The organism is Streptomyces sp. AA1529 (assembly GCF_000280905.1).
Lineage (GTDB): Bacteria > Actinomycetota > Actinomycetes > Streptomycetales > Streptomycetaceae > Streptomyces.
On sequence record NZ_ALAP01000017.1, the window covers coordinates 20,145 to 44,311 of the forward strand.

16 protein-coding genes and 1 riboswitch are annotated in these 24,167 nt (G+C 74.3%); of the genes, 8 read left to right on the plus strand and 8 right to left on the minus strand.

The window, feature by feature from the left end; translation table 11 throughout:
* Positions 1-81: 81 nt before the first annotated feature.
* Positions 82-3,717 carry a DUF4132 domain-containing protein gene (locus A949_RS0104120; protein WP_019354742.1) on the minus strand — a complete coding sequence of 1,212 codons (3,636 nt, stop codon included), beginning with the start codon at positions 3,715-3,717 and terminating at the stop codon, positions 82-84.
* Between the two features lie 371 nt (positions 3,718-4,088).
* On the opposite strand from A949_RS0104120, the gene metG reads away from it, so the two are divergent.
* Together metG and A949_RS0104130 are read left to right on the plus strand one after the other, a co-directional pair.
* Positions 4,089-5,822, plus strand: a complete 1,734-nt coding sequence (gene metG / locus A949_RS0104125) for a methionine--tRNA ligase (RefSeq protein ID WP_019354743.1) — start codon at positions 4,089-4,091, stop codon at positions 5,820-5,822.
* A gap of 46 nt (positions 5,823-5,868) precedes the next feature.
* A complete protein-coding gene (locus A949_RS0104130; protein ID WP_019354744.1) occupies positions 5,869-6,579 on the plus strand; it encodes a hypothetical protein in 711 nt (236 codons plus the stop codon).
* Positions 6,580-6,697: 118 nt separating this feature from the next.
* On the opposite strand, the gene cobN is transcribed toward A949_RS0104130, so the two are convergent.
* The gene (cobN, locus tag A949_RS0104135; protein ID WP_026004328.1) at positions 6,698-10,537 is read right to left on the minus strand and encodes a cobaltochelatase subunit CobN; all 3,840 of its coding nucleotides are present in this window, start codon (positions 10,535-10,537) and stop codon (positions 6,698-6,700) included.
* A 124-nt stretch (positions 10,538-10,661) separates the two neighbouring features.
* A riboswitch (cobalamin riboswitch) is annotated at positions 10,662-10,737 on the minus strand.
* Positions 10,738-10,992: 255 nt separating this feature from the next.
* Between cobN and cobG the strand changes: the two genes are divergently transcribed.
* The 3 genes from cobG (at position 10,993) to cobJ (ending at position 14,896) form a co-directional block, all read left to right on the plus strand.
* A complete protein-coding gene (gene cobG, locus A949_RS0104140) occupies positions 10,993-12,552 on the plus strand; it encodes a precorrin-3B synthase (RefSeq protein ID WP_019354746.1) in 1,560 nt (519 codons plus the stop codon).
* A 17-nt stretch (positions 12,553-12,569) separates the two neighbouring features.
* Positions 12,570-13,196: a precorrin-8X methylmutase gene (locus tag A949_RS0104145; protein WP_019354747.1), complete on the plus strand. Its 627-nt coding sequence runs from the start codon at positions 12,570-12,572 to the stop codon at positions 13,194-13,196.
* Between the two features lie 254 nt (positions 13,197-13,450).
* A complete protein-coding gene (gene cobJ, locus A949_RS0104150; protein ID WP_051019383.1) occupies positions 13,451-14,896 on the plus strand; it encodes a precorrin-3B C(17)-methyltransferase in 1,446 nt (481 codons plus the stop codon).
* Positions 14,897-14,955: 59 nt separating this feature from the next.
* Here cobJ and A949_RS32425 read toward each other — a convergent pair whose 3' ends face one another.
* Together A949_RS32425 and A949_RS0104160 are read right to left on the minus strand one after the other, a co-directional pair.
* Positions 14,956-15,297, minus strand: a complete 342-nt coding sequence (locus tag A949_RS32425; protein ID WP_051019384.1) for a DMT family transporter — start codon at positions 15,295-15,297, stop codon at positions 14,956-14,958.
* A gap of 281 nt (positions 15,298-15,578) precedes the next feature.
* On the minus strand, positions 15,579-15,899 hold the full coding sequence (locus A949_RS0104160; protein WP_019354750.1) for a DMT family transporter: 321 nt from the start codon (positions 15,897-15,899) through the stop codon (positions 15,579-15,581).
* Positions 15,900-16,436: 537 nt separating this feature from the next.
* On the opposite strand from A949_RS0104160, the gene A949_RS0104165 reads away from it, so the two are divergent.
* Positions 16,437-17,126, plus strand: a complete 690-nt coding sequence (locus A949_RS0104165; protein ID WP_019354751.1) for an aspartate/glutamate racemase family protein — start codon at positions 16,437-16,439, stop codon at positions 17,124-17,126.
* A 117-nt stretch (positions 17,127-17,243) separates the two neighbouring features.
* Here A949_RS0104165 and A949_RS0104170 read toward each other — a convergent pair whose 3' ends face one another.
* A complete protein-coding gene (locus A949_RS0104170) occupies positions 17,244-17,990 on the minus strand; it encodes a cobalt-precorrin-6A reductase (RefSeq protein ID WP_019354752.1) in 747 nt (248 codons plus the stop codon).
* Between the two features lie 17 nt (positions 17,991-18,007).
* Here A949_RS0104170 and A949_RS0104175 point away from each other — a divergent pair, with 17 nt between their 5' ends.
* A complete protein-coding gene (locus A949_RS0104175; protein WP_019354753.1) occupies positions 18,008-19,159 on the plus strand; it encodes a cobalt-precorrin-5B (C(1))-methyltransferase in 1,152 nt (383 codons plus the stop codon).
* Between the two features lie 38 nt (positions 19,160-19,197).
* On the opposite strand, the gene cobM is transcribed toward A949_RS0104175, so the two are convergent.
* Entirely contained in the window at positions 19,198-19,947 is a 750-nt protein-coding gene (gene cobM / locus A949_RS0104180; RefSeq protein ID WP_019354754.1) for a precorrin-4 C(11)-methyltransferase, read from the minus strand.
* Positions 19,944-21,251, minus strand: coding sequence for a precorrin-6y C5,15-methyltransferase (decarboxylating) subunit CbiE (cbiE, locus tag A949_RS0104185; protein ID WP_019354755.1), 1,308 nt, complete (start codon positions 21,249-21,251; stop codon positions 19,944-19,946). Before cbiE ends, cobM begins: the two co-directional genes overlap by 4 nt.
* 261 nt (positions 21,252-21,512) lie before the next feature.
* On the opposite strand from cbiE, the gene A949_RS32430 reads away from it, so the two are divergent.
* Complete coding sequence (locus tag A949_RS32430) at positions 21,513-23,354, plus strand: S9 family peptidase (protein WP_019354756.1); 1,842 nt, start codon at positions 21,513-21,515, stop codon at positions 23,352-23,354.
* Here the strand turns inward: A949_RS32430 and A949_RS0104195 are convergent.
* Entirely contained in the window at positions 23,260-24,105 is an 846-nt protein-coding gene (locus tag A949_RS0104195; protein WP_019354757.1) for an SURF1 family protein, read from the minus strand. The genes A949_RS32430 and A949_RS0104195 overlap by 95 nt on opposite strands.
* Positions 24,106-24,167: the final 62 nt, after the last annotated feature.

A 24,167-nucleotide genomic window follows, 5' to 3' on the forward strand; every position in this document is an offset into this window, starting at 1 on the left:
CGCCGTCGTTCAGACGCGCCCTTGATCAAGGCCTACGAGAGCAGTTCCGTGGGGGGGGAGTCGGGACGTTGTGTCCGGGGGTTACCTCGTGACCAGCTCCGTGAGGTCGGCGAGCAGCTCCGATGTGGTCACCGGGTCGAGCTCGGCGAAGGCGGGCCGGGACGGCTCTCCGGACGGGGTCCACGCGGTGGGCTGGTCGGTGAGCCCTATGTATTCCAGTGACTGCTCGGTGGAGGCGTCGACGGCGCCGATGATGAACCCCTCCGACGGACTGACGACGATCCAGCGGTTCTTCCCGACGGGTTTGGACAGTTGTCCCTGGTAGCCGGCGAACATCGGCTCGTCGCGCTGCCAGCCGCGGCGTTCCAGGCCGAGCAGTTTGGCGGTCGACACGGTGATGTTCTCGAACCGCTCCAGGTGGTCGCCGGCTGCCTCGTCCTCGGTGAGCCGGTGGACAGCGCGGTCGAGTTGCGGGAAGGGCTGCTGGATCTCGTGGTCGGTGATGACCCGCTGCCACGCGGTCAGCTTCTCGCCCAGGTGGAGCGGGTGTGCCAGCCGTACGGAGGCGTCCTCGGGCAGCGTGAACTTCTCGTCGCGTGCGTCGGCGAGGCTGCGGTCCTCCGTGACCCGGAACGCCGTCGCCGCGTCGGCGCCGCCGACGACAGGGGTGCCGTACAGGGCGCTCTCCGGTGTCCCGGCCGGGACGGACAGCCACACCAGCCGCCGCACCAGATGCCACAGCAGCGGGTGGGAGGCGAACAGCTCGCGGAACTCACCGGCCGTCCAGCTGCGGCCGGCGACCATCGCGGCTTCGAGTCGGCGCACCTGGTCCGAGGCCACCGTCCGCACGTCCTTCTTCAGCGCCATGAACCGCTTGCGTTCCGCTGCCGCCAGTTCGGCGTCGTCGTGGGCACCCGGTTGGGGCAGGCTCTTGCGCCGCTTCCCGTGCTGGTCCAGGACGTATGGCCGCAACTGCTCGTCGAAGCCCACGGTGAAGTGCCGGGGCCCGTAGTCGACGACGGTCGAGCCGTCGGCGTCCAGCCCGAAGTCCGGCACCAGCCGGTCGGCGAGCTCCTCACCGGACAGCCCCCGATCGGCTGCCAGTTGTCGGAGCTTCTCTTCGGCGCGCGCCTTGAGCGCCTTGAACTTCACCCGCTGGGCCATCCCGTGCAGATGCATCAGGGCGACGTCGCTGCCGAGGGCCGCCAGGACGTCCAGGCCCTCCACGGCACGCTTGTGCGCCCCCTCGCCGGGCCAGTTGCGCAGGACCGGTGTCAGCCGGCGCACCGTGTCGTCGTCGCCGAGCCACCCCAGGGCGTGCAGCGCCCAGCTCTCCTTGGGCGGCATACCGGCCATCCGCCACTGCTCGAAGACGGACCAGACGAAGTCGGCCAGCGACTCGGGATCGCACGCCTCCTTCACCACTTCCACGCCCGTGTAGACGGCGCCCGGCCGGGAGATGGCCAGCATGGTCAGCAGATGGCCGACCGACTCGTCCGGCAGCGGCGAGGTTCGGTCACGCAGCAGCACGCGCGGCAGCAGCCGGGGGTCGGCCCAGGCGGCCGGCTCCGGCATCTTCGGCGGCAGCGCGAGTTCCCTGCTGTCGGCCGACAGCAGGTCACGGACGGCCGCTACCGCCTCGGGGCCGTGGCAGCCCGCCGCCTCGAGCACGGCGTCCTGGCCGTGGGTGGCGGCGACGGACCGCAGCGCCTGCTCGGCATTGCGGCGGGCGGGGCCCGCGGGGCCGACGGCGTCGGGCACCAGCAGCGGGACGCTGTCCGTGCCGTGCCGCGCGAACCACGCACGGGCCGTGGGCGCGACGGATCTCAGCCGTACGAACCAGTCGGCCATCAGCCGCGCGACGGCCTGCCGACGGTAGGGCAGGAGCAGTTCGCCGGCCGCTGCGGGCTCCCGCTCCGCGGCGTGCAGCAGCGGCGGCAGGGCATGTTCCTCCCACCGGGCGGCCACCGGTTTCAGTATCTCCACCCACACCCCTTCGGGCGTCCACTGCGCCAGCAACGGGCGGTACGCGGCCGGGCCGTCGGTGAACAGCTCGGCCAGCTGGAAGTTGTCGAGGTCCGGGAACTGCTGCCGCACGGCCTCGATGTCGGGATACGGCTCGTTCCGCCGGCGTCGGCGCAGCTCGGCTTCCTCGTCGGCGGCCTCCCACACCGCGCGCTCGCCGGACTGCCACAGCATGCGGGTCTCCTCGTCCGCGACGAGGCCCTTGACGGTTCTCGGTTCCGGGGCCGTCCGCTCGCGGGTCCACGGCGGGCTCACCAGCAGCTCGGGCAGCGCGTCGGCGGACGCGGCCGGGGACGGGCGCAGCAGTTCCCGTACCGCCTCGGCGGCCCGGGGCGGGAACTGGGCGAGCCGGGAGTCGAGCAGCGCACGGTGGGCGGCGACATGTGCGGTGAGCAACTGGCCCAGCAGGTGGGCGTTGCGCCCCGGGGCCGGCGCCGCCCGGCCGGCCAGGAGACGTGCCGCGCGCATCGGATACCGGTGCGCCGCCTCCAGCAGCGCCGGATGCACCTGCTTGTCGTCCGCGTGGGTCATCAGCAGCTCGAACGCCTCGTCCGTCGGCAACCGGGCCAGGAATCCGGCCAGTTCTTCGGCCGATGCCCCACGGGACGGCGTCCGGTGCCGCCAGATCTGGGCGATCAGCACGGCGACGGCCGGGCCGACGCCCTCGGCGACGGTGGCCGTCGCGGCGAGGCTGCCGTCGTAGGCGGGCACGCCGCCCTCCCGCAGCAGGGTCCGCAGCTGCTCCTCGTCGTTCAGCGACTCGAACAGCATGGCGCGTACGACGCGGTCCTCCCGGCCGCTCTCCCCCGGGTCGGCGCAGCACTCCGCGACCCAGTCGGTCTCGGTCGGCACCAGGTACGAGACCACGATGCGGCGCCGCGCATCGCCACGGTGCGCGGCCAGGGCGGCCACCACCTCGCGGTACGTGTCCTCGTCGGCCATGTACAGCAGCGTCCGCACCCGGTCGGCGGCGCCCCGGCGCAGCCACAGCTGGTACTTCGCTTCGCCCTCGGGCAGGACGGCCAGTCGCGTGGTCAGGTCGTGGATCGGGTCCTCGCGGTGGATCCCGAACAGCTCGACCGTGGCACGGGCCGCGAAGGCCAGGCCGTGCCGGAGGGTCCAGGCGTCGACGACGTACTCGTACATCAGCTTCCGGCGGTCGGTGACGACGGCCACGACCGCGGCGCCGACCGGATCCGCCGCCCCCTCCAGACAGCGGCGTGCGGCGGCCGCGAGCTCCGGGTCGATGCCGGCGACGTCCCCGCCGGGGTTCGCTCCGGTCCACGCCTCCTGTCCGGCCGTCGCGAGCCGGCGGTCCCAGGAGTCGAGGGCCGACGCGTGGGGGGCGTAGAGGTACGGGGTGCAGCCGCCCCGGCGCGGCCGGAGGCTCGCCCGCCAGGCCTCGGGCAGGGTGAAGGAGTCCTCGTCGGCTGCCGCCGCGGCGTCGGTGGCACCGCCTTGCTCCGGCGGGTGACCGGTGCCCACGGGCACGTATCCCTCGCGTTCCTTCTCCCGCACGGCGTCGGCCACGTACGCCTCCGCAGCCGTCGCCGAACCGCAGTCCTCGACCCGCGTGCGCGCCGGGGCGCCGGCCTCTCCATGACGGGTCTTCACCACCGCGCCGTCCGACTCGATCTCCCAGAACGTGCTCGGGCCGTCTTCTCCCCCGCCGGCCGTCTCCCAGCGCCGCATGGCCGCTCCCCTCCTCGGAACCGCACCGACCCAGGCCGGCGCCCTGTGACGAGCTGTTCACGCCACAGGTGATCGACGGGCCTCACAGTAGGTCCGGGCACTGACAACGGCGGTCGGTGCCCGCCCGACGCCCTCCCGGACCGGGCCCGGGGCTCCGGGCCGGGGGAATCCTGATTCCGAGGGGCGGCGGCCAGTCGTTAGGATGGTCGCGGCCCGTAGTGGGGTGCCGTCACCGAGTGTGGACGGCTCATGGACGTGGCGTACATGGCGTACGTGCCGGTGCCGTGGGTGGTGGTGGCCCGCGCGGCCCGTCTGTCTGCACCCGTAAGTGGCACCCGTGGGGGCCGCAAGATCAATTGGAGCATCCCGGGATGGCTCGACACCTCATCACCAGCGCGCTGCCGTACATCAACGGGATCAAGCACCTGGGGAACATGGTCGGGTCGATGCTCCCGGCCGACGTGTACGCCCGCTACCTGCGGCAGCGCGGCCACGAGGTGCTGTACATCTGCGCGACGGACGAGCACGGCACGCCCGCCGAGCTCGCGGCGGCGGAGGCGGGACTGCCGGTGGCCGACTTCTGCGCCCAGCAGCACGAGGTCCAGCGGGGCATCTACGAGGGCTTCGACCTGGCCTTCGACTACTTCGGCCGCAGCTCCTCGCCGCAGAACGTCGAGATCACCCAGCGCTTCGCACGGCAGCTGCACCGGAACGGGTTCATCGAGGAGCGCGCCATCCGGCAGATGTACTCGGCGGCGGACAACCGCTTCCTGCCGGACCGGTACATCATCGGCACCTGCCCGCACTGCGGCTACGACAAGGCCCGCGGCGACCAGTGCGAGAACTGCACCCGCGTGCTCGACCCCACCGACCTGATCGAACCGCGTTCGGCGATCAGCGGCAGCACCGAACTGGAGGTGCGGGAGACCAAGCACCTCTTCCTGCTCCAGTCGAAGCTGGAGGGCGAGGTCAAGAAGTTCGTCGACGCTCACACCGACGAGTGGCCGGTGCTCTCCTCCTCGATCGCCCACAAGTGGCTCACCGAAGGCCTCCAGGACCGTTCCATCACCCGCGACCTGGACTGGGGCGTGCCGGTGCCCGCGGACACCTGGCCGGAACTGGCGGCCGAGGGCAAGGTCTTCTACGTCTGGTTCGACGCGCCCATCGAGTACATCGGCGCCACCAAGGAGTGGGCGGACGCGCAGCCGGACAGCCGGGACTGGAAGTCCTGGTGGTACGAGGCGGACGAGTCCGTGCGCTACACCGAGTTCATGGCCAAGGACAACGTCCCCTTCCACACGGTGATGTTCCCGGCGACGCAGCTGGGCACCCGCGAGCCGTGGAAGAAGGTCGACTTCGTCAAGTCCTTCAACTGGCTCAACTACTACGGGGGCAAGTTCTCCACCTCGCAGAACCGCGGCATCTTCACCGACGCGGCGCTGGAGCTGCTGCCCGCCGACTACTGGCGGTACTTCCTGCTGGCGGCCGCCCCGGAGTCGGACGACGCCTCCTTCTCGTGGGAGTTCTTCTCCTCCGTCGTCAACAAGGACCTCGCGGACACGCTCGGGAACTTCGTCAACCGCGTGCTGTCCTTCTCCCGCAAGCGCTTCGGCGACGCCGTCCCGGCGGGCGCGGAGGCGGGCGAGGCGGAGGAGAAGCTCGGCCGGGAGATCGCGGGGCTCCTGGCGGAGTACGAGGAGCACATGGACGCGCTCCGGTTCCGCAAGGCCGCCGCCGCGCTGCGTGCGCTGTGGAGTGCCGGGAACGCCTATCTGGAGGAGAAGGCCCCCTGGCTGGAGATCAAGACCGACCAGGACGCCGCCGCGCTGACCCTGCGGACGGCCATGAACCTGATCCACCTCTACTCCGTCGTCTCCGAGCCCTTCATCCCCAGCTCCGCCGAGGCCATGCGGAGCGCCTTCACGCTGCCGGACGACACCGCGGCCTGGGTGGGCGCGGACGAGGCCCGGTCCCTGTCCTCGGTGCCCGCCGGTACGGGCTTCACGGTGCCGCCGGTGCTCTTCCAGAAGATCACCGAGGACGACCTGGAGGGCTACCGCGAGCGCTTCGGCGGCGAGCCGGAAGCGGGCGCGGACGCCCAGTAGCGGCGTTGCCGGGACGTCCGGGGCCGGCGGGAAGGGCGTGAGTCCCGTGCGGCAGGTGGAACGGAGGGCCACGGATCGTACGGAGACGCCGCGGCAGCTCTGGTACGCCGCCTACGGTTCCAACGTCCATCCGGAGCGGTTGCGGGCCTACCTCGCCGGAGGGCGGCCGCGGGGTGCGGACCGGTGGTATCCGGGGTGCCGGGACCGGACGATGCCCGCGGAGTCGGTGCCGGTGGAGTTGCCCGGGGTGCTGTACTTCGCGACCACGTCGCCGGTGTGGGGCGGCGGGCGGGCCTTCTACGATCCGGACGCCGAAGGGCGCACGCTCGCGGTGGCGCACCTGGTGACGGCGGGGCAGTTCTCGGACATCGCGGCGCAGGAGATGTACCGGGAGCCGGGGACGGATCTCGAGCTGTCCCCGGTCCTGGCGCGAGGACGGCACCGGATCGGCGCCGGGCGGTACGAGACCCTTGTGTACGCCGGGGAGTTGGCGGGTCGCCCGGTGCTGACGTGCACCGCGCCGTGGCGCGTGGAGGAGGTGCCGCACCTGCCTCCGGCGGCCGCGTATCTGCGCTTCCTGGCCACCGGGCTGCTCGCGGCGGGATCGGGAGCGGGCGCGGGCGCGGGCGCGGGATCGGGCGCGGGATCGGGCGCGGGCAGCGGGTGGAGCGCGGCGGCGGTCGCGGAGTACCTCGCCGGGGCGCCGGGGGCCGAGCGGGAGTGGTCGGCCGCGGACGTCCTGCGGCTCATGGAGTAGCGCGCCGCCGATGCCGCAACGGCCTCGGCCGGCGGGCCGGTCGGCGGGGCCGACAGCGGCCCGCAGGGGCGCACGGGTCCGGCAGACCCGGGGATCTGCCGGACCGGCCGCGGAGCCGCTATTCGTCCTGTTCCAGTTCGCCTTCCGTCTCCAGGTAGATCTGGCGGAGGGCATCGAGGGCTGTGGGGTCGGGCTTGGACCACATGCCGCGGGACTCGGCCTCCAGGAGGCGTTCGGCGATGCCGTGCAGGGCCCAGGGGTTGGACTCCTGGAGGAAGGTGCGGTTGGTCTCGTCCAGGACGTAGGTCTCGGTGAGTTTGTCGTACATCCAGTCGGCCACCACACCGGTGGTGGCGTCGTAGCCGAAGAGGTAGTCGACGGTGGCGGCCAGTTCGAAGGCGCCCTTGTAGCCGTGGCGGCGCATCGCCTCGATCCACTTGGGGTTGACCACCCGGGCGCGGAAGACGCGGGAGGTCTCCTCGACGAGGGTGCGGGTGCGCACCGTCTCGGGGCGGGTGGAGTCGCCGATGTACGCCTCGGGCGCGGAGCCGCGCAGCGCGCGCACGGTGGCGACCATGCCGCCGTGGTACTGGAAGTAGTCGTCGGAGTCGGCGATGTCGTGTTCGCGGGTGTCGGTGTTCTTGGCGGCGACGGCGATCCGCTTGTAGGCGGTCTCCATCTCGTCGCGGGCCGGGCGGCCGGCCAGGTCCCGGCCGTAGGCGTAGCCGCCCCAGACGGTGTAGACCTCGGCGAGGTCGGCGTCGGTGCGCCAGTCGCGCGAGTCGATCAGCTGGAGGAGGCCCGCGCCGTAGGTGCCGGGGCGGGAGCCGAAGATGCGGGTGGTGGCGCGCCGTTCGTCGCCGTGTTCGCGCAGGTCCTGCTGGGTGTGGGCGCGTACGTGGTTGACGTCGTCCGGCTCCTCCAGGGAGGCGGCCAGCCGCACCGCGTCGTCCAGCAGGGCCACGGCGTGCGGGAACGCGTCGCGGAAGAAGCCGGATATCCGCAGGGTGACGTCGATCCGGGGGCGGCCCAGCTCGTCGGCGGGGATCGGCTCCAGGCCGGTGACACGGCGGGAGGCGTCGTCCCACACCGGGCGGACGCCGAGCAGGGCGAGGGCCTCGGCGATGTCGTCGCCCGCCGTGCGCATGGCGCTGGTGCCCCACAGGGAGAGGCCGACGGAGGTGGGCCAACTGCCGTTGTCGGCGCGGTAGCGCTCCAGGAGGGAGTCGGCGAGGGCCTGGCCCGTCTCCCACGCGAGGCGGGAGGGGACGGCCTTGGGGTCGACGGAGTAGAAGTTGCGGCCGGTCGGGAGGACGTTGACCAGCCCGCGGAGCGGCGAGCCGGACGGCCCGGCGGGGATGAAGCCGCCGACGAGCGCGTGGACGGCGTGGTCGAGTTCGGCGGTGGTGGCCGCCAGCCGGGGGACGACCTCGCGGGCCGCGAAGTCGAGGATGTCGGCGACCTGCTGCGGATGCCCGGCGGCTGCGCGGGGCACGGCGGCGGGGTCCCAGTCCGCGGCCTCCATCGCCTCGACCAGGGCGCGGGCCTGTTCCTCGGCTTCGTCGGAGGTGGTGCGGGTGGCCGCGGACTCGTCCAGGCCGAGGGCCTCGCGGAGGCCGGGCAGGCTGTTGGTGCCGCCCCAGATCTGCCGGGCGCGGAGGATGGCGAGGACCAGGTTGACGCGGTCGGCGCCGGCCGGTGCGGCGCCCAGGACATGCAGGCCGTCCCGGATCTGCGCGTCCTTGACCTCGCACAGCCAGCCGTCGACGTGCAGGAGGAAGTCGTCGAAGCCGTCGTCGTCGGGCCGCTGCTCCAGGCCGAGGTCGTGGTCGAGCCGGGCCGCCTGGATGAGGGTCCAGATCTGGGCCCGGATCGCCGGCAGCTTGGCCGGGTCCATGGAGCTGATCTGCGCGTACTCGTCCAGGAGTTGTTCGAGCCGGGCGATGTCCCCGTAGGAGTCGGCGCGGGCCATCGGTGGCACCAGGTGGTCGACGAGCGTGGCGTGCACCCGGCGTTTGGCCTGGGTGCCCTCGCCCGGGTCGTTGACCAGGAACGGGTAGACGAGCGGCAGGTCGCCGAGCGCGGCGTCGGGTGCGCATGCCGCCGAGAGGCCTGCGTTCTTGCCGGGCAGCCACTCCAGGTTGCCGTGCTTGCCCAGGTGGATCATCGCGTCCGCGCCGAATCCGCCGTCGGCCTGCGGCGCGGCGATCCAGCGGTAGGCCGCCAGGTAGTGGTGCGAGGGCGGCAGGTCCGGATCGTGGTAGATGGCGATGGGGTTCTCGCCGAAGCCGCGGGGCGGCTGGATGAGGATCAGCAGGTTGCCGTGGCGCAGGGCGGCCAGGACGATGTCGCCGTCCGGGTTGTGGGTGCGGTCGACGAACATCTCGCCCGGCGGCGGGCCCCAGTGCTCCTCCACGGCGTCGCGCAGCTCCTGCGGGAGCGTGGCGTACCAGCGGCGGTAGTCGGCCGCCGGGATGCGGACCGGGTTGCGGGCCAGCTGTTCCTCGGTGAGCCAGTCCTGGTCGTGGCCGCCGGCTTCGATGAGCGCGCGGATGAGCGCGTCGCCGGTGTGTTCCTCCGGTTCGCCGGCGGCGTCCGAGTCGGCTTCTGCGTCCGAGTCGGCGTGGGCCGGGCCGCCTTCCGCGGAGGCGGGTGCGTGCGCCGGTGCGGTGCCGGTCGCCGGGGTTCCGGTCCGGGGCAGGCCGGGGATGTCCTCGTCGCCGAAGTCGTAGCCCTCCGCGCGGAGCCGCTGGAGCAGCGCGACCGCGCTGGCCGGGGTGTCGAGGCCGACCGCGTTGCCGATCCGGGAGTGCTTGGTCGGGTACGCGGACAGGACGAGCGCCAACCGCTTCTCGGCTGCCGGTATGTGGCGCAGCCGGGCGTGGCGAACGGCGATGCCCGCGACCCGCGCGGCACGCTCCGGGTCGGCCACGTAGGACGGCAGACCGTCGGCGTCGATCTCCTTGAAGGAGAACGGCACCGTGATGAGCCGGCCGTCGAACTCGGGCACGGCGATCTGGCTCGCGGCGTCGAGCGGGGAGACCCCCTCGTCGTTCTGCTCCCAGTCGGTGCGGGGCGCGGTGAGGCACAGCGCCTGGATGATCGGTACGTCCAGGCTGGTGAGGGCGCCCGCGTCCCATGCCTCGTCGTCGCCGCCCGCTCCGGCCTCGGCGGGTTTGGTGCCGCCCGCCGCGAGCACCGTCGTCACGATGGCGTCGGCGGCGCGGAGTTCCTCGACGAGCTCGGGTTCGGGGGCGCGGAGCGAGGCCACGTAGAGGGGGAGCGCCCTGCCGCCGGCCGCTTCGACGGCGTCGCAGAGCGCCGCGGCGAAGGCGGTGTTGCCGCTCATGTGGTGGGCCCGGTAGTAGAGGACGGCGATGGTGGGAGCCGTCCCCGCCGACGCCGGGTCCCCGGACGAGGCGTCACGGCCGGGCTCGCCCGCGGAGGGTTCGCGGGTGGCCGGTTCGCGGTCCAGGTGGCCCCAGGCCGGGGCGGGTGCCGGGGGCTCGAAGCCGTGGCCGGTGAGCAGCACGGTGTCGGACAGGAAGCGGGCCAGCTGCACGAGGTTGGCGGGGCCGCCGTGCGCGAGGTAGGCGTGCGCTTCGGCCGCCACTCCGATGGGGACCGTGGAGGCCGCCATGAGCTGGGCGTCGGGGGCCTGTTCGCCGGTCAGGACGACGAGGGGGACGCCGGAGCCGCGCAGCAGGTCGATGCCCTGCTGCCAGGCCCGCACGCCGCCGAGCAGCCGGACGACGACGAGGTCGACTCCGTCCAGCAGCGCTTCGAGTTCGGTACCGAGGGTGTCCTCGGGTATGCGGCTCGGGTTGGCGTAGCGGTAGGTGAGCGGGGCGGCGGCGGGACTGTCGGCGCCGTCGCCCGGGGCCGGCGCGGTGACCTCGGCGGAGGCGGCACGGGCGCTGAGGAGGTCCGTGTCGGAGGTCGACAGGAGCAGGATCACCCGGGGGGCGTCGTCGGGGGTGGCGACGGTCGCGTCGGAGTCGGCGTTGTCGCGTGACGAAAGCGGCATGCTGCTGTCGGCCCTTCCTCGGGGTGTCCGCGCCCCGGGCGGTCTCGGACGGCGGGAGTTCCTGGCTCACCCGGCCGTGGTGGCCGGGCTCACAGTGGCGGGACCGCGCCGGATTCGCACCGGGCTTCCTCCCCTGTCGCCGTCGCTGGCGATGTGGGCGGACCGGGTGGTCCGCCCACAGCATCGTACGGGGACCCGCCGCGTGGCGGGAGGGCACCCGTCGGGGGCGGCTCGCGCGCCGGCCACCCGGCCCGGTGGCCGCCCGCCCGTCCGCCGGCCGTCCGCCTCCCGCCCACCGCTCGTCGGCCGCTCGTCGGCGGACGCCTGTGACGGCGGGGGGTGGAGGGGCGGTCCGGTGCTCCGGGGAGGGGTCGACGGGGGTCGGTATGCTCGCCGACATGGTCATGCCCTCCAGTCGTCCGTCCGCGCACGGCACCACGCCGGTTGCTGAAGCAACCAGTTGCGCGGCCCCGCGTGAGCGAGCCGACGCCTGCCCGGGAGCGCTGCGGCTGCACCGGGCGGACGACGGCGGGCTGGCGCGCGTACGGGTACCCGGCGGCGTGCTCGACGTCGCCCAGGCGGCGGCCCTGCACGCGGCGGCGACCCGGCTCGGCTCCGGCGAACTGCATCTGACCTCCCGGGGAAACGTCCAACTCCGGGGCCTCCGGGAGGACGCGGGACCCGACCTGGCCGAGCTGCTGAGCAGCGCGGGACTGCTGCCCTCGCCCGCACACGAGCGCGTCCGCAACATCGTGGCCTCGCCGCTGTCCGGCCTGGACGGTTCCGGGCACCGGGACGTGGCCGGGCAGCTCACCGAACTGGATCAACTCCTGTGCGAAAGCGAAGCACTGCGCGAACTCTCGGGGCGCTTCCTGTTCGCCGTGGACGACGGCCGCGGCGACGTCGCCGCGCTCGGAGCGGATGTGACCCTGCTCGCCGAGCCGGACGGCACGGCACTGCTGTACTTCGGCGCCGACCGGGACGCCGGGGTGCTCCGCGTCGCGGACGAACACGCCGCAGCCGCGGCCGTGGTGGCCGCGGAGACCTTCCTGGACGCCGCACGGGAGTCGGGACTCCGCGCCTGGCGGGTCGCCGACCTCGCGGTGACGGGCGCCGAGTTGGCCCGCAGGACCGCACTCCGGCTGGGAGCCGGAGTGCGGGAGGCGCCGCTCGGCTCCCTCCCGGCGGCCCCGGCGCTCGGCCCCCGCGCTGAACAGATCCGGACTGCGCAGATCACCGAGGCTCCCGTGCCCGGCCCGGTCACCGGCCCTTCCGGGGCGGTGGCGCTCTCCGTGCTCGCCCCGCTCGGCCGGTTGACCGGCCGGCAGTGGGAGCTGCTGACCCGTACCGCCGAACGCGAGGGCGACGGCACGCTGCGGATGACTCCGTGGCGGGGCGTCGTCGTCCCCGGCCTCACGCGCTCACGTGCATCCGGCGTCCGCACGGCGCTCGGCGCCGCGGGGCTGGTGACCGATCCCGCCTCGCCCTGGCGGGGAGCGGGCGCCTGCGCGGGGCGCCCGGGCTGCGCCAAGTCCCTGACGGACGTGCGCGCCGACGCCGCCGCCGCCCTGGCCCGCCCCGGTCCTGTTCCCGGTCCCGGCAGCGGCTCGTTCGCGCTGCCCGTGTACTGGTCCGGGTGCGAGCGCAGGTGCGGGCATCCGCGCGGCGACCGGGTGGAGGTCGTCGCCGGGGCCGACGGCTACCGGGTGGCGGTGGTGCGCGGCACCGGCGAAGAACTCCCCGTCCCGGTCCCCGCCGGCTCCGACCCGGGCGCGGCCGCCGCGGCGGCCCGCGTACCGGAGGACGGCGGACCGCACCGGGACGACGGAACCGGGCACGGCGGCGGCGCGCTTGCGGGCGCCGCGGCCCGGGAGAGCAACCGACCGTCCGAGCGCAGCGGGGGCCGTGCGCCCGCGCGCGAGGACTCAGCGACGGCAGGCCCATGACGACGAGCGGGAACACAGTGTTCGAGTACGAGAAGGACGGCGCTGCCATCTACCGGCAGTCCTTTGCCACCATCCGCGCCGAGGCGGACCTGGCGGGGCTGCCCGCCGATGTCGGCCAGGTCGCGGTACGGATGATCCACGCGTGCGGCATGGTCGATCTCGTCCGGGACCTCGCCCACACCCCGCGGGTCGTCGCGGAGGCCCGCGCGGCTCTCCGCGCGGGTGCGCCCGTGCTCTGCGACGTCGCCATGATCGCCAGCGGTGTCACCCGCAGGCGGCTCCCGGCCGACAACGAGGTGGTGTGCACTCTCGCCGACCCGGAGGTGCCCCGGCTCGCGGCCGAACTGGGGACGACGCGCACCGCTGCCGCCCTCGAACTGTGGCGCGACCGGCTGGCGGGCTCGGTGGTGGCGATCGGCAACGCGCCCACGGCGCTGTTCCGGCTGCTGGAGATGATCGAGGAGGGGGCGCCGCGGCCGGCTGCCGTGATCGGGGTGCCGGTCGGGTTCGTCGGAGCCGTGGAGTCCAAGCAGGCGCTGGCCGAGCACGCCTCCGGGCTGGAGCACTTGATCGTCCACGGCCGCAGGGGCGGCAGCGCCATGGCCGTCTCCGCGCTCAACGCCATTGCGAGCGAGGAGGAATGAGGCAGGTGACCGGCAGCGCGGAGGAGGAGCAGGTGAACACCGTGTCCGACGATGCGGCGGCGAACGGCGGGAGCGGCACACCCGCGAGCGGCGCGGCGGCGCACGCCAATCCGGCGACCGGCGGCCCGGCGACCGGCGGCCCCGTGGCGGCCGAAGCCCGGGCCTCCGGCGCGACCGGAGCGACCGGAGCCGGGGACACCGGCGGCGCCGGGCGGCTGATCGGCGTGGGGCTGGGGCCCGGTGACCCGTCGCTGATGACGGTGCGGGCGGTGGAGGCCATCGCGGAGGCGGACGTCGTCGCGTACCACAGTGCCCGGCACGGCCGGTCGATCGCACGCTCCATCGCGGAGCGCCATTTGCGGGCCGACCACGTGGAGGAGGCGCTGGTCTATCCCGTCACCACCGAGTCCACCGACCACCCGGGCGGCTACCGCGGCGCGCTGGAGGACTTCTACGCCGAGGCGTCGGCGCGGCTGGCCGCACATCTGGACGCGGGGCGGACCGTGGCCGTGCTCGCCGAGGGCGACCCGTTCTTCTACGGCTCGTACATGCACATGCACAAGCGGCTGGCGCACCGGTATCCGACCGAGGTCGTCCCCGGTGTCACCTCCGTGAGCGCGGCAGCCGCCCGGCTCGGCACCCCGCTGTCGGAGGCCGAGGAGGCGCTGACGGTGCTGCCCGGCACCCTGCCCGAGGAGGAGTTGACCGCCCGGCTCGCCTCCAGCGACGCGGTGGCCGTGATGAAGCTGGGGCGCACGTTCCCCAAGGTGCGCCGGGCGCTGGAGCGGTCGGGACGGCTGGCCGAGGCCCGCTACGTGGAGCGCGCCACGATGCAGGGCGAGCGCACCGGGCGGGTCGCGGACGTGGACCCGGAGTCCGTGCCGTACTTCTCCGTCGCCGTGCTGCCGAGCAAGGTCGGCGCGGCGGCCCGCGAGTGCCGCGAGGACTCCCCCGGCGAGGTCGTCGTCGTGGGCACCGGCCCCGCCGGGCCGCTGTGGCTCACCCCCGAGACGCGCGGCGCGCTGGCCGCCGCCGACGACGTGGTCGGGTACACGACCTATCTGGACCGGGTGCCGCGCCGGGACGGGCAGCGGCGGCACGGATCGGACAACCGGGTGGAGGCCGAGCGCGCGGAGTTCGCCCTGGAACTGGCACGGCGCGGGCGGCGGGTGGCCGTCGTCTCCGGCGGGGACCCCGGCGTGTTCGCCATGGCGACGGCCGTGCTGGAGGCGGCCGAGCAGGACGCGTACGCGGAGGTGCCGGTACGGGTGCTGCCCGGGGTGACGGCCGCCAACGCGGCGGCCGCACGCGTGGGGGCGCCGCTGGGCCACGACTACGCCGTGCTCTCCCTCTCCGACCGCCTCAAGCCCTGGGAGGTCATCGCCGGCCGACTGCGCGCCGCGGCGGCGGCGGACCTGGTGCTCGCCCTCTACAACCCCGGTTCCCGCAGCCGCACCTGGCAGGTCGGCAAGGCCCGCGAGGTGCTGCTGGAGCACCGGGCGCCGGACACCCCCGTGGTGGTGGCCCGGGACGTCGGCGGCGACGGCGAGCGCGTGCGCACCGTCCCGCTGGCCGAACTGGACCCGGACCAGGTGGACATGCGCACCCTGCTGCTCGTCGGCTCCTCGCAGACCCGGGCCTTCGGCGGAGCGGACGGCCCGGCGCGGGTGTGGACCCCGCGCCGGTATCCGGAGGACTGAACCGGCCGCCGCCCGCTGCGGAGACAGCGGGCGGCGGCCCCGGGCCGGTGGGCAGCTGCTCACCGGTCCGGTCGGGCGGGCAGCTCGTCGGCCGGGGGGTGCTGGGGCCGGTCGGAGAGCTTGAGCCAGACCACCCCGGCGATGATGACGGTCAGCCACAGGGCCTTGACCGGGGTGAGGGTCTCGTCGAAGAAGACGGGGCCGAGCAGCGCGGCTCCGACGGCGCCGATACCGGCCCAGACCGCGTAGCCGAGGCCGACGTCGAGGGTGCGCAGGGCGAGGCTCAGGGAGAAGAGCGTCAGCAGGAAGAAGACGACCGCGACGAGCGACCAGGACAGCACGGTGAAGCCGTGGCTCCCTCCCACGGAGAGCGCGTAGCCGACCTCGAACGCTCCGGCCAGGAGGAGTACGAGCCAGGCTCGCGCCCGGCCGCTGCGGGCGGCGGCGCCACCGCCGCTGGTGTCGCCGTGGCGGACGGTGTCGTTGTTACCGAAAGTCTCGTCGTTGCCGGGGGTCTCGTCGTTGCCGAGGGTCTCGTTGTTGCCGACGGCGGCGGTGTGGTGGGACATGTGCGGGCCCTTCTCAAGAATGCGGGAACGGGTGAACGAGGCAGCGGGGGAAGCGGCGGAACAGCGGACGGCGGACCGCGGGCGGCCTGGCCGGCCGGCTGGGCGGCGGACGGTCAGGCCGCTCCGCTGAGCTGGAGGCCGACGACGCCGACGATGACCGCGGCGATGCCCAGGAGCTTCCGCCAGTCGAGGCGCTGGCCGAAGAGGAGGGCGCCGAGGACGACGATCCCGACCCCCGCGGCGGAGGTCCAGATCGCGTAGCCGACGCCGACGTCGAAGGTCAGCAGCGCCAGGCTGAGCAGATAGGTGGCGATGCCGCCGCTGGCCAGGGTGGCCGCGGTCCAGGCGGGCCGGGTGAAGCCCTGGGCCTTGCCGGCGGAGAGGGCGACGGCGATCTCGAAGACGACTGCGGCGCCGAGGTAGAGCCAGTGCATGAGAGGTCCTTGGGTCGAAAGGGCGCGAAAGAGCGCGAACGGGAGAGGGCATGAAGGGATTCGAGCGGCGCGAGAAGGCGCGCGGAGTCAGAAGCGGGCGGACGCAGTCCGACCACAGATGGATCCCCGCGTGGTCATGACGACCTCCGATTCCTCCGGGCACCCCCGGTGGGTGCGGCTCCCAGAGCGTGGAACCTCACACCGGTGTCAACTGCAACACCGGAGTCCCACGGACGGCCTCGGGAGGTCTCCTGCGTATCGGTGAGCCGGCGGACGCCGGCGGCGTCCGCGCCCGGTCGCTGCGGTACCACGAGGAGCACGGACTCATCCGCTCCCGGCGCCCGGTGACCCCGCCGGCGTCCCCCTCGGCCGCCGACGCCTCTGCGCTGCTGCCCGCAACACGTCAAAGGCCGCCTTATGTGGTGAGCTGCCGTGCGGAGGTGCCACGGCGGGCGGTCCACGGCGCGACGGCAGCGACGGCATGAGCGGCAGCACGCACGGGGCGACGGGACGGGACGAGGAAGGGCGGCGGCAGCGGTGCGAACCATCGGGCTGATCGGCGGAATGAGCTGGGAATCCTCGGCGGAGTACTACCGGATGCTCAACGAACTGGCCAGGGACCGGAACGGCGGGCTGCACTCGGCGCGGCTGGTGCTGTACTCCGTCGACTTCGCCGAGATCGAGGTGTTGCAGGCGCAGGGGCGCTGGGACGAGGCGGGCGGCATCCTCGCGGCCGCCGCCCGGGCCCTGGAGGCGGCGGGCGCCGATCTGCTGGTGCTGTGCACGAACACCATGCACCGGGTCGCCGAGCACATCGAGGAGGCCGTGGAGGTGCCGCTGCTGCACCTGGCCGATGCGACGGCGGGCGCGGTGCGGGCGGCGGGGCTGCGGCGCGTCGGCCTGCTGGGGACCGCGTTCACCATGGAGCAGGACTTCTACCGCGGACGGCTGGCGGCCGGCGGCCTGTCGGTGCTGGTCCCCGCCCCCGCCGACCGGGAGCTGGTGCACCGCGTGATCTACGAGGAACTGTGCCGGGGAACCGTGCTGGACGCGTCCCGTGCCGCGTACCGGCGCGTCATCGACGAGCTGGTGGCGGACGGGGCGGAGGGCATCGTGCTGGGGTGCACGGAGATCGAGTTGCTCATCGGGCCGCAGGACAGCCCGGTGCCCGTCTTCCCCACCGCCCGGCTGCACGCGGAAGCCGCCTTCGAAGCGGCGAACCAGTGATCCGAGGGGCTCGACTCCAGGCGACTCGGCGCCGGCCGGCTCGGCGACCGTCCTTCGAGCGGTCGGCCCGAAGGACGGCCCGAAGGACGGCGCGGGCGGCCGGGGAGGGGGTGCCGGTCACAGTCCGCGGAGTGCCCCGGCCGCCTCCTCGGGGCTCGACACCTCCCGCACTCCCGGCGGGACCGGCGGGCGGCGGACGACCACGACGGGCAGTCCGGCCTCTCGCGCCGCCGCGAGCTTGGGCGCGGTGGCCGCACCGCCGCTGTCCTTCGTCACCAGCACCTCGATACGGTGGCTGCGCAGCAGCTCACGCTCGTCGTCCAGCGCGAACGGGCCCCGGCTGAGCAGCAGCTCCATCAGGGCGGGAACGGGCGTGCCCGGCTCCGGCGGGTCGACCGAGCGGGAGAGGAACCACAGCCCGGCGCTCGCGGGACCGGCGAACGCGGCCAGTCCCAGGCGTCCGGTCGTCAGGAAGATCCGCTGTCCCAGCCGCGGCAGCAGCCGCGCCGCCTCCGGCAGCGACTCCGCCAGGTGCCAGTCGTCCCCCGCACCGGGCACCCAGCCGGGGCGGCGGAGGGCGAGCAGGGGAACATGGGCGTCGGCGGCGGCTTCGGCGGCATGGAAACTGATCTTCTCGGCGAAGGGATGGGTGGCATCGATGAGAACGTCCACATGGTGTGTACGCAGCCATTCCGTCAGCCCCGGCACACCTCCGAAGCCACCGACCCGCACCTCCCCCACCGGCAGCCGGGGGCCCGCGACACGTCCGGCCAGCGAACTGGTGACCCGGAGGCCGGGGGCGCCCGCCAGCAGTTCCGCCAGGCGGCGGCCCTCCGTCGTCCCGCCGAGAATCAGTGTGTGCACGGGATCCGGTTCCTCTCATGTCTGAGGCGGGCGAGGCCGCGGCGGACGAGGCCAAGGGCGGGCGCGATGCCCAACTCAAGCACACCGGGCTGCGGCCGGGCTGGACGACCGGTGCCTGTGCGACGGCGGCCACGACCGCCGCGTACACCGCGCTGCTGACCGGCGACTTCCCCGATCCGGTGACGATCACCCTGCCCAAGGGCCAGACCCCCGCCTTCGCCCTCGCGTACGAGGACCTGCGGCCGGGCACCGAGGCGACGGCCGCGGTGGTGAAGGACGCGGGCGACGACCCCGACGTCACCCACGGCGCCTTGGTGCGGGCCACCGTGCGCCCGCTGGCGCCGGGTGCGGGCGTCGTGTTCCGGGCCGGGCCCGGCGTGGGCACCGTCACCCGTCCCGGCCTGCCGCTCGACGTGGGCGAACCGGCCGTCAATCCGGTGCCGCGGCAGATGATGCGCGAGCACGTCGCCCGGGTGGCGGACGAGCACGCCGGTGCCGGTGCCGGTGCCGACGTGGAGATCACCCTGTCCGTCGACGACGGCGCGGAGATCGCACGCTCCACCTGGAACCCGCGGCTGGGGATCGTCGGCGGGCTGTCGATCCTGGGGACGACCGGCGTCGTCGTCCCCTACTCGTGCTCCGCGTGGATCGACTCGATCCGGCGCGGGGTGGACGTGGCCCGTGCCGCGGGGCGGACGCATGTGGCCGGCTGCACGGGGTCGACCTCGGAGCGGACCGTCGTCGCCGAGTACCGGCTCCCCGAGGACGCGCTGCTGGACATGGGGGATTTCGCGGGCGCCGTCCTCAAGTACGTGCGCCGCCACCCCGTGGACCGGCTCACCGTCTGCGGCGGCTTCGCCAAGCTGTCCAAGCTGGCGGCCGGGCACCTGGACCTGCACTCCAAGCGCTCCCAGGTCGACAAGGGCTTCCTCGCCGGACTGGCCGGGACCGGCGGCGCCGACGAGGAGCTGGCGGACCGGATCCGGGCGGCCAACACCGGTCTCGCCGCGCTCCAACTGTGCGCCGCGGCGCACGTCCCGCTCGGCGATCTCGTCGCCGAGGCGGCGCGCGACGAGGCGCTCGCCGTCCTGCGCGGGGCGCCCGTGCGGGTGGACGTCATCTGCATCGACCGCGCGGGGACGGTCGTCGGGCGCAGCGCCGTGCGCTAGCCGCCCCGGCGCCCCCTCCGGCAGGTGTGCCGGTCGCCTCAGCAGGTGTGGCGGTCGCGTTCCGCGGAGTAGAGGTGGCTGTCGCGGAAGTGCTCGGCGGCGAGGGTGCGGCCGACCAGGATGACGGCCGTCCGGCTGAGCCCGGCCGCCTTCACCTGCCCCGCGATCTCCTCCAGGGTGCCCCGCAGCACGACCTCGTCGGGACGGCTGGCGAACGCGACGACGGCTGCCGGGCAGTCGCCCCCGTAGTGCGGGAGGAGTTCGGCCACCACCTCGTCCACGTACCGCACCGCGAGGTGCAGCACGAGCAGGGCGCCGCTGCGGCCCAGCGTGGCCAGGTCCTCGCCGTCCGGCATGGGGGTGGCCTGCCGGGCGACCCGGGTCAGCACGACGGTCTGGCCGACGGTCGGCACCGTCAGCTCCCGCTTCAGCGCGGCGGCGGCCGCCGCGAACGCGGGGACGCCGGGCACGACCTCGTAGGGCACGCCCGCGGCCGTCAGCCGCCGCATCTGCTCGGCCACGGCGCTGAAGACGGACGGGTCGCCGGAGTGCAGCCGCGCCACGTCGTGCCCCTCCCGGTGTGCGCGGACCAGTTCCCCGGTGATGGCGTCCAGGTCGAGCTGCGCGGTGTCGACCAGCCGGGCGTCGGGCGGGCACTCGGCGAGCAGTTCCCGGGGCACCAGGCTGCCCGCGTACAGGCAGACCCGGCAGGCGGCCAGCGTCCGGGCGCCGCGCACCGTGATCAGGTCGGCGGCGCCGGGTCCGGCGCCGATGAAGTACACCGTCATCTCTCGTCTCCCCATGCGTCTTCGGGTCCCCGTGCGTCTTCGGGCGGCTCGCCCGTCCCGTCGGCGGCGCCCTTGCACACCGCCCACTGGGTCACCGGCATCGCCTGCCGCCAGCCGGTGAACCCGCCCACCGGCACCCCGTGCGCCACCGACAGCCGCACCAGTTCACCCCCGTACCTGCGGTACCAGCGCACCAGCAGCGCCTCCGACTCCAGCGTGACGGTGTTGGCGACCAGCCGCCCGCCCACCGGCAGCGCCGCCCAGCAGGCGGCCAGCAGGCCGGGCGCCGTCAGCCCGCCGCCGACGAACACCGCGTCCGGTGCGGGCAGTCCGGACAGCGCCTCCGGCGCCGTGCCGGTGACCACCCGCAGCCCCGGCACCCCCAGCCGGTCGGCGTTGCGCGTGATCCGCGCGGCACGCTCACCGCTGCGCTCCACGGTCACCGCCCGGCAGGCCGGATGGGCCCGCAGCCACTCCACCGCGATCGACCCGGCGCCGCCTCCCACGTCCCACAGCAGCTCGCCGGGCGCGGGCGCCAGCGCGGCCAGTGTCGCGGCCCGCACATGGCGCTTGGTGAGCTGCCCGTCGTGCTCGTACGCGGCGTCCGGCAGCCCGGGTACCGCGCCCGGCCGCACCGGGCCGGCGTCCGGGTCGGCCGCACAGGCCACGGCGACGATGTTCAGCGGGTCGCCCGGCGGGTGCCGCCACTCCTGTGCCGTCCCTTCGCAGGAGCGCTCGCGCGGGCCGCCGAGCTGCTCCAGCACCCGTATCCGGCTCGGTCCGAAGCCGTGCTCGCGCAGCAGTCCGGCGACCCGGGCCGGGGTGTCGGCCCCGGCGCTGAGCACCAGCAGCCGCCGCCCGTCGTGCAGCGCGGCGGCGATCCGGGCGAGCGGCCGTCCGACCACGCTGACGACTTCGCACTCCTCCAGCGCCCAGCCGAGCCGCGCGCACGCGTGGCTCACGGACGAGGGGTGCGGCAGCACCCGGAGGGGCAGCTCCGGCAGCAGCTCGGCCAGGGTGCGGCCGATGCCGTAGAAGTACGGGTCACCGCTGGCCAGCACCGCGATCCGGCGCCCCGCGTGCGCCGCGAACAGCCCCGGCACGGCGGGCCGCAGCGGGGACGGCCAGGCCACCCGCTCCGCCGCGCACTCCCCGGCGGGCAGCAGAGCGAGCTGCCGGGCGCCACCGAGGACCACCTCGGCGGCGCGCAGCGCCTCCCGGGCGGGCTCGGCCAGCCCCGGCCAGCCGTCGGCTCCGACACCGACGACCGTCACCTCGGGCGGTACCGCGGCGGACGGGGACATCGCAGACACGTCGGAGATCGCAGCCACCTTCACCTTGGAGACGCATCTCGCCTCGGAGATCGCACAGTGCTCGAACAGGGACGGCTCGAACTGTACTGTTCGGGATCCCGCGCCCCCACCGCCGGTCCCCGCACCGCCGGTCCCCGCCGCCGGTCCCCGCCGCCGGTCCCCGCCGCCGGTCCCGCAGCCTTCCCGGCCCGCCGACCCCCGTCATCCGGTCCCCGCTCCGCCGGATGCGGCCCCCGGGCCACAATGGGGCGCATGGATCAGAACGCACTGCCCGACCACGCCATGCCCGACTGGGAGAAGCGGTTCAGGGCGCCGCGCGTCTCACTGCCCGAGTGGGCCGAGGACGCACCCGCCCGGTCGCTGTTCGTCTCGAACGCGACGGGCACGTTCGAGCTGTACGCCTGGGACCGGACGACCGGCGAGCAGCGGCAGGTGACCGACCGGCCCAACGGGACCACGGACGGCACCCTTTCGCCCGACGGCGAGTGGATCTGGTGGTTCTCGGACACCGACGGCGACGAGTTCGGTGTCTGGATGCGGCAGCCCTTCGGCGGCGGTCCCGACGCCCGCGCCGTCGAGGGGCTGGACCCCTCCTACCCGGCCGGCCTGGCGCTCGGCCGGGACAGCACCGTGGTGCTCGGCCGCTCCACGGACGAGGACGGCTCCACCGTCCATGTGCTGCGCCCCGGCTCGCCCGCGCCCGTCGAGATCTACCGGCACAGCGAGTCGGCGGGGGTGGGCGACCTCTCGCACGACAGCAGCCTGCTGGTGATCGAGCACACCGAGCACGGAGACGCCATGCACGCGGCGCTCCGCGTCGTACGCCCCGACGGCTCGACCGTCGCGGAGCTGGACGACAGCGAGGGCGGCACCGAGGAACTGGGCCTGACCGTGCTGGGCTTCGCCCCGGTCGACGGCGACCCCCGGCTCCTGGTCGGCCACCAGCGGCACGGCCGGTGGGAGCCGATGCTCTGGGACCCGGTCGCGGGCACGACCACGGAACTGGAGCTGGACCTGCCCGGCGATGTCGCCGCCGAGTGGTATCCGGACGCCTCGGCCCTGCTGATCGCCCACAGCCACCGGGCCCGCGACGAGCTCTTCCGCTACGACCTGGCGAGCGGCACGCGCACCCGGATCGAGACACCCGCCGGGTCCGTCATGGGCGTGACGGCGCGGCCGGACGGCAGCGTGGAGTATCTGTGGTCGTCCGCCGCCGAGCCGCCCCAGGTGCGCTCCGCGGGCGGCGCCACCGTGCTCGACCCGCCCGGCATGACGGCTCCGGGCTCGGTGCCCGTCGAGGACGCCTGGGTCGAGGGGCCCGGCGGAACCGTGCACGCGCTGGTGCAGAAGCCGGCCGGGAAGGGCCCCTTCCCCACCGTCTTCGAGGTGCACGGCGGCCCCACCCACCACGACAGCGACGCCTTCGCCGGACAGCCCGCCGCCTGGGTCGACCACGGCTTCGCCGTCGTGCGGGTCAACTACCGCGGCTCCACCGGATACGGCCGCGCCTGGACGGACGCCCTCAAGCACCGGGTCGGCCTGATCGAGCTGGAGGACATCGACGCCGTCCGCGCCTGGGCCGTCGGCTCCGGTCTCGCCGATCCGGACCGGCTGGTGCTGGCGGGCGGCTCCTGGGGCGGCTACCTCACCCTTCTCGGGCTCGGCGTCCAGCCGGAGGTGTGGGCGGTGGGACTGGCCGCGGTGCCCGTCGCGGACTATGTCACCGCCTACCACGACGAGATGGAGGCGCTGAAGTCCCTGGACCGCACCCTGCTCGGCGGCACGCCGGAGGAGGTGCCCGAGCGGTTCGAGGCGTCCTCGCCGCTGACGTACGTCGAGAAGGTGCGCGCGCCCGTCTACGTATCGGCCGGGGTCAACGACCCCCGCTGCCCGATCCGGCAGGTCGAGAACTACGTCACCAGGCTGGAGGAGCGCGGCCACCCGCACGAGGTGTACCGCTACGACGCGGGGCACGGCTCCCTCGTCGTGGAGGAGCGGATCAAGCAGATCCGGCTGGAGATCGACTTCGCGTTGCGGCATCTTCCGCGGACGGACGCGGAAGGTCGGCATCCGCTTCCGGACCGTCCGGCGTGAGCCCCAGCGCGGCGTCCGCGGCCGTCTCCGCCTCCCGGCGGAAGAAGCGGAACCACATGAACACCACGAACCCGGCGAAGACGAACCACTGCGCCGTGTAGCCCAGGTTCTGGAACGCCTTCATGTCGAGGCCGGTGTTGTCGGGCGCGACCGGCGGCACCGGCCTCAGCGGCCGCTGGGTGTGCTGCTCGGTGATCCAGGCGTCCCGCACCCCGTACGGGACGACGTTGACGAGCGGCGCGGCACTCACGAAACCCAGCTGCCCCTCCGGCAGCGCGCCCGGAGCACCGGCGTCGTGCTGCGACTCCGGCGCCTGGAGCACTCCTGTGACCGTGACCTTCCCCGCGGGCGCCGCGGGCACCCGGTCCGGATCTGCCGTGCCGGGCAGCCATCCGCGCACCACGGGCAGCGCCTTGCCGCCGCCCTCGGGACGCAGCAGGGACAGCACGTAGAAACCCCGCTTCTCCTCGACCGTCCGGCCGGGGACGAGCAGCGGGTGCGCCGCGTCGAACCGGCCCGTCACCGTGGCCGTGCGGCCCACCGTGTCCTGGGTCACCGGAAGCAGCTCCCGCAGCGGCCGCGCCTCGGCACGCGCCTCCGCGCTCGACTGCTCGCGCTGCTCCTGATGCCGGTCGACGCGGTCGTCGAAGCGGCTGAGCTGCCAACTGCCCATCAGGACGCAGACCGGAATCGCCACCAGGGCGAAGAGGTTGATCGCCCACCATCGCGGCGTCAGCAGGAACCGGTACACACTCCCACAGTACGGCCACACCTCACCGGCGCCGCCAGGAGGGCCCGCTCGCACCGCTGCGG

Bases quoted from the DNA above. Each gene is read 5' to 3' on its own strand.
- A949_RS0104120 (WP_019354742.1), bottom strand. From the start codon at position 3,717: ATGCGGCGCTGGGAGACGGCCGGCGGGGGAGAAGACGGCCCGAGCACG.
- metG (WP_019354743.1), top strand. From the start codon at position 4,089: ATGGCTCGACACCTCATCACCAGCGCGCTGCCGTACATCAACGGGATC.
- cobG (WP_019354746.1), top strand. From the start codon at position 10,993: ATGCTCGCCGACATGGTCATGCCCTCCAGTCGTCCGTCCGCGCACGGC.
- cobJ (WP_051019383.1), top strand. From the start codon at position 13,451: ATGACGGTGCGGGCGGTGGAGGCCATCGCGGAGGCGGACGTCGTCGCG.
- A949_RS0104160 (WP_019354750.1), bottom strand. From the start codon at position 15,899: ATGCACTGGCTCTACCTCGGCGCCGCAGTCGTCTTCGAGATCGCCGTC.
- A949_RS0104175 (WP_019354753.1), top strand. From the start codon at position 18,008: ATGTCTGAGGCGGGCGAGGCCGCGGCGGACGAGGCCAAGGGCGGGCGC.
- cobM (WP_019354754.1), bottom strand. From the start codon at position 19,947: ATGACGGTGTACTTCATCGGCGCCGGACCCGGCGCCGCCGACCTGATC.
- cbiE (WP_019354755.1), bottom strand. From the start codon at position 21,251: ATGTCCCCGTCCGCCGCGGTACCGCCCGAGGTGACGGTCGTCGGTGTC.
- A949_RS32430 (WP_019354756.1), top strand. From the start codon at position 21,513: ATGGATCAGAACGCACTGCCCGACCACGCCATGCCCGACTGGGAGAAG.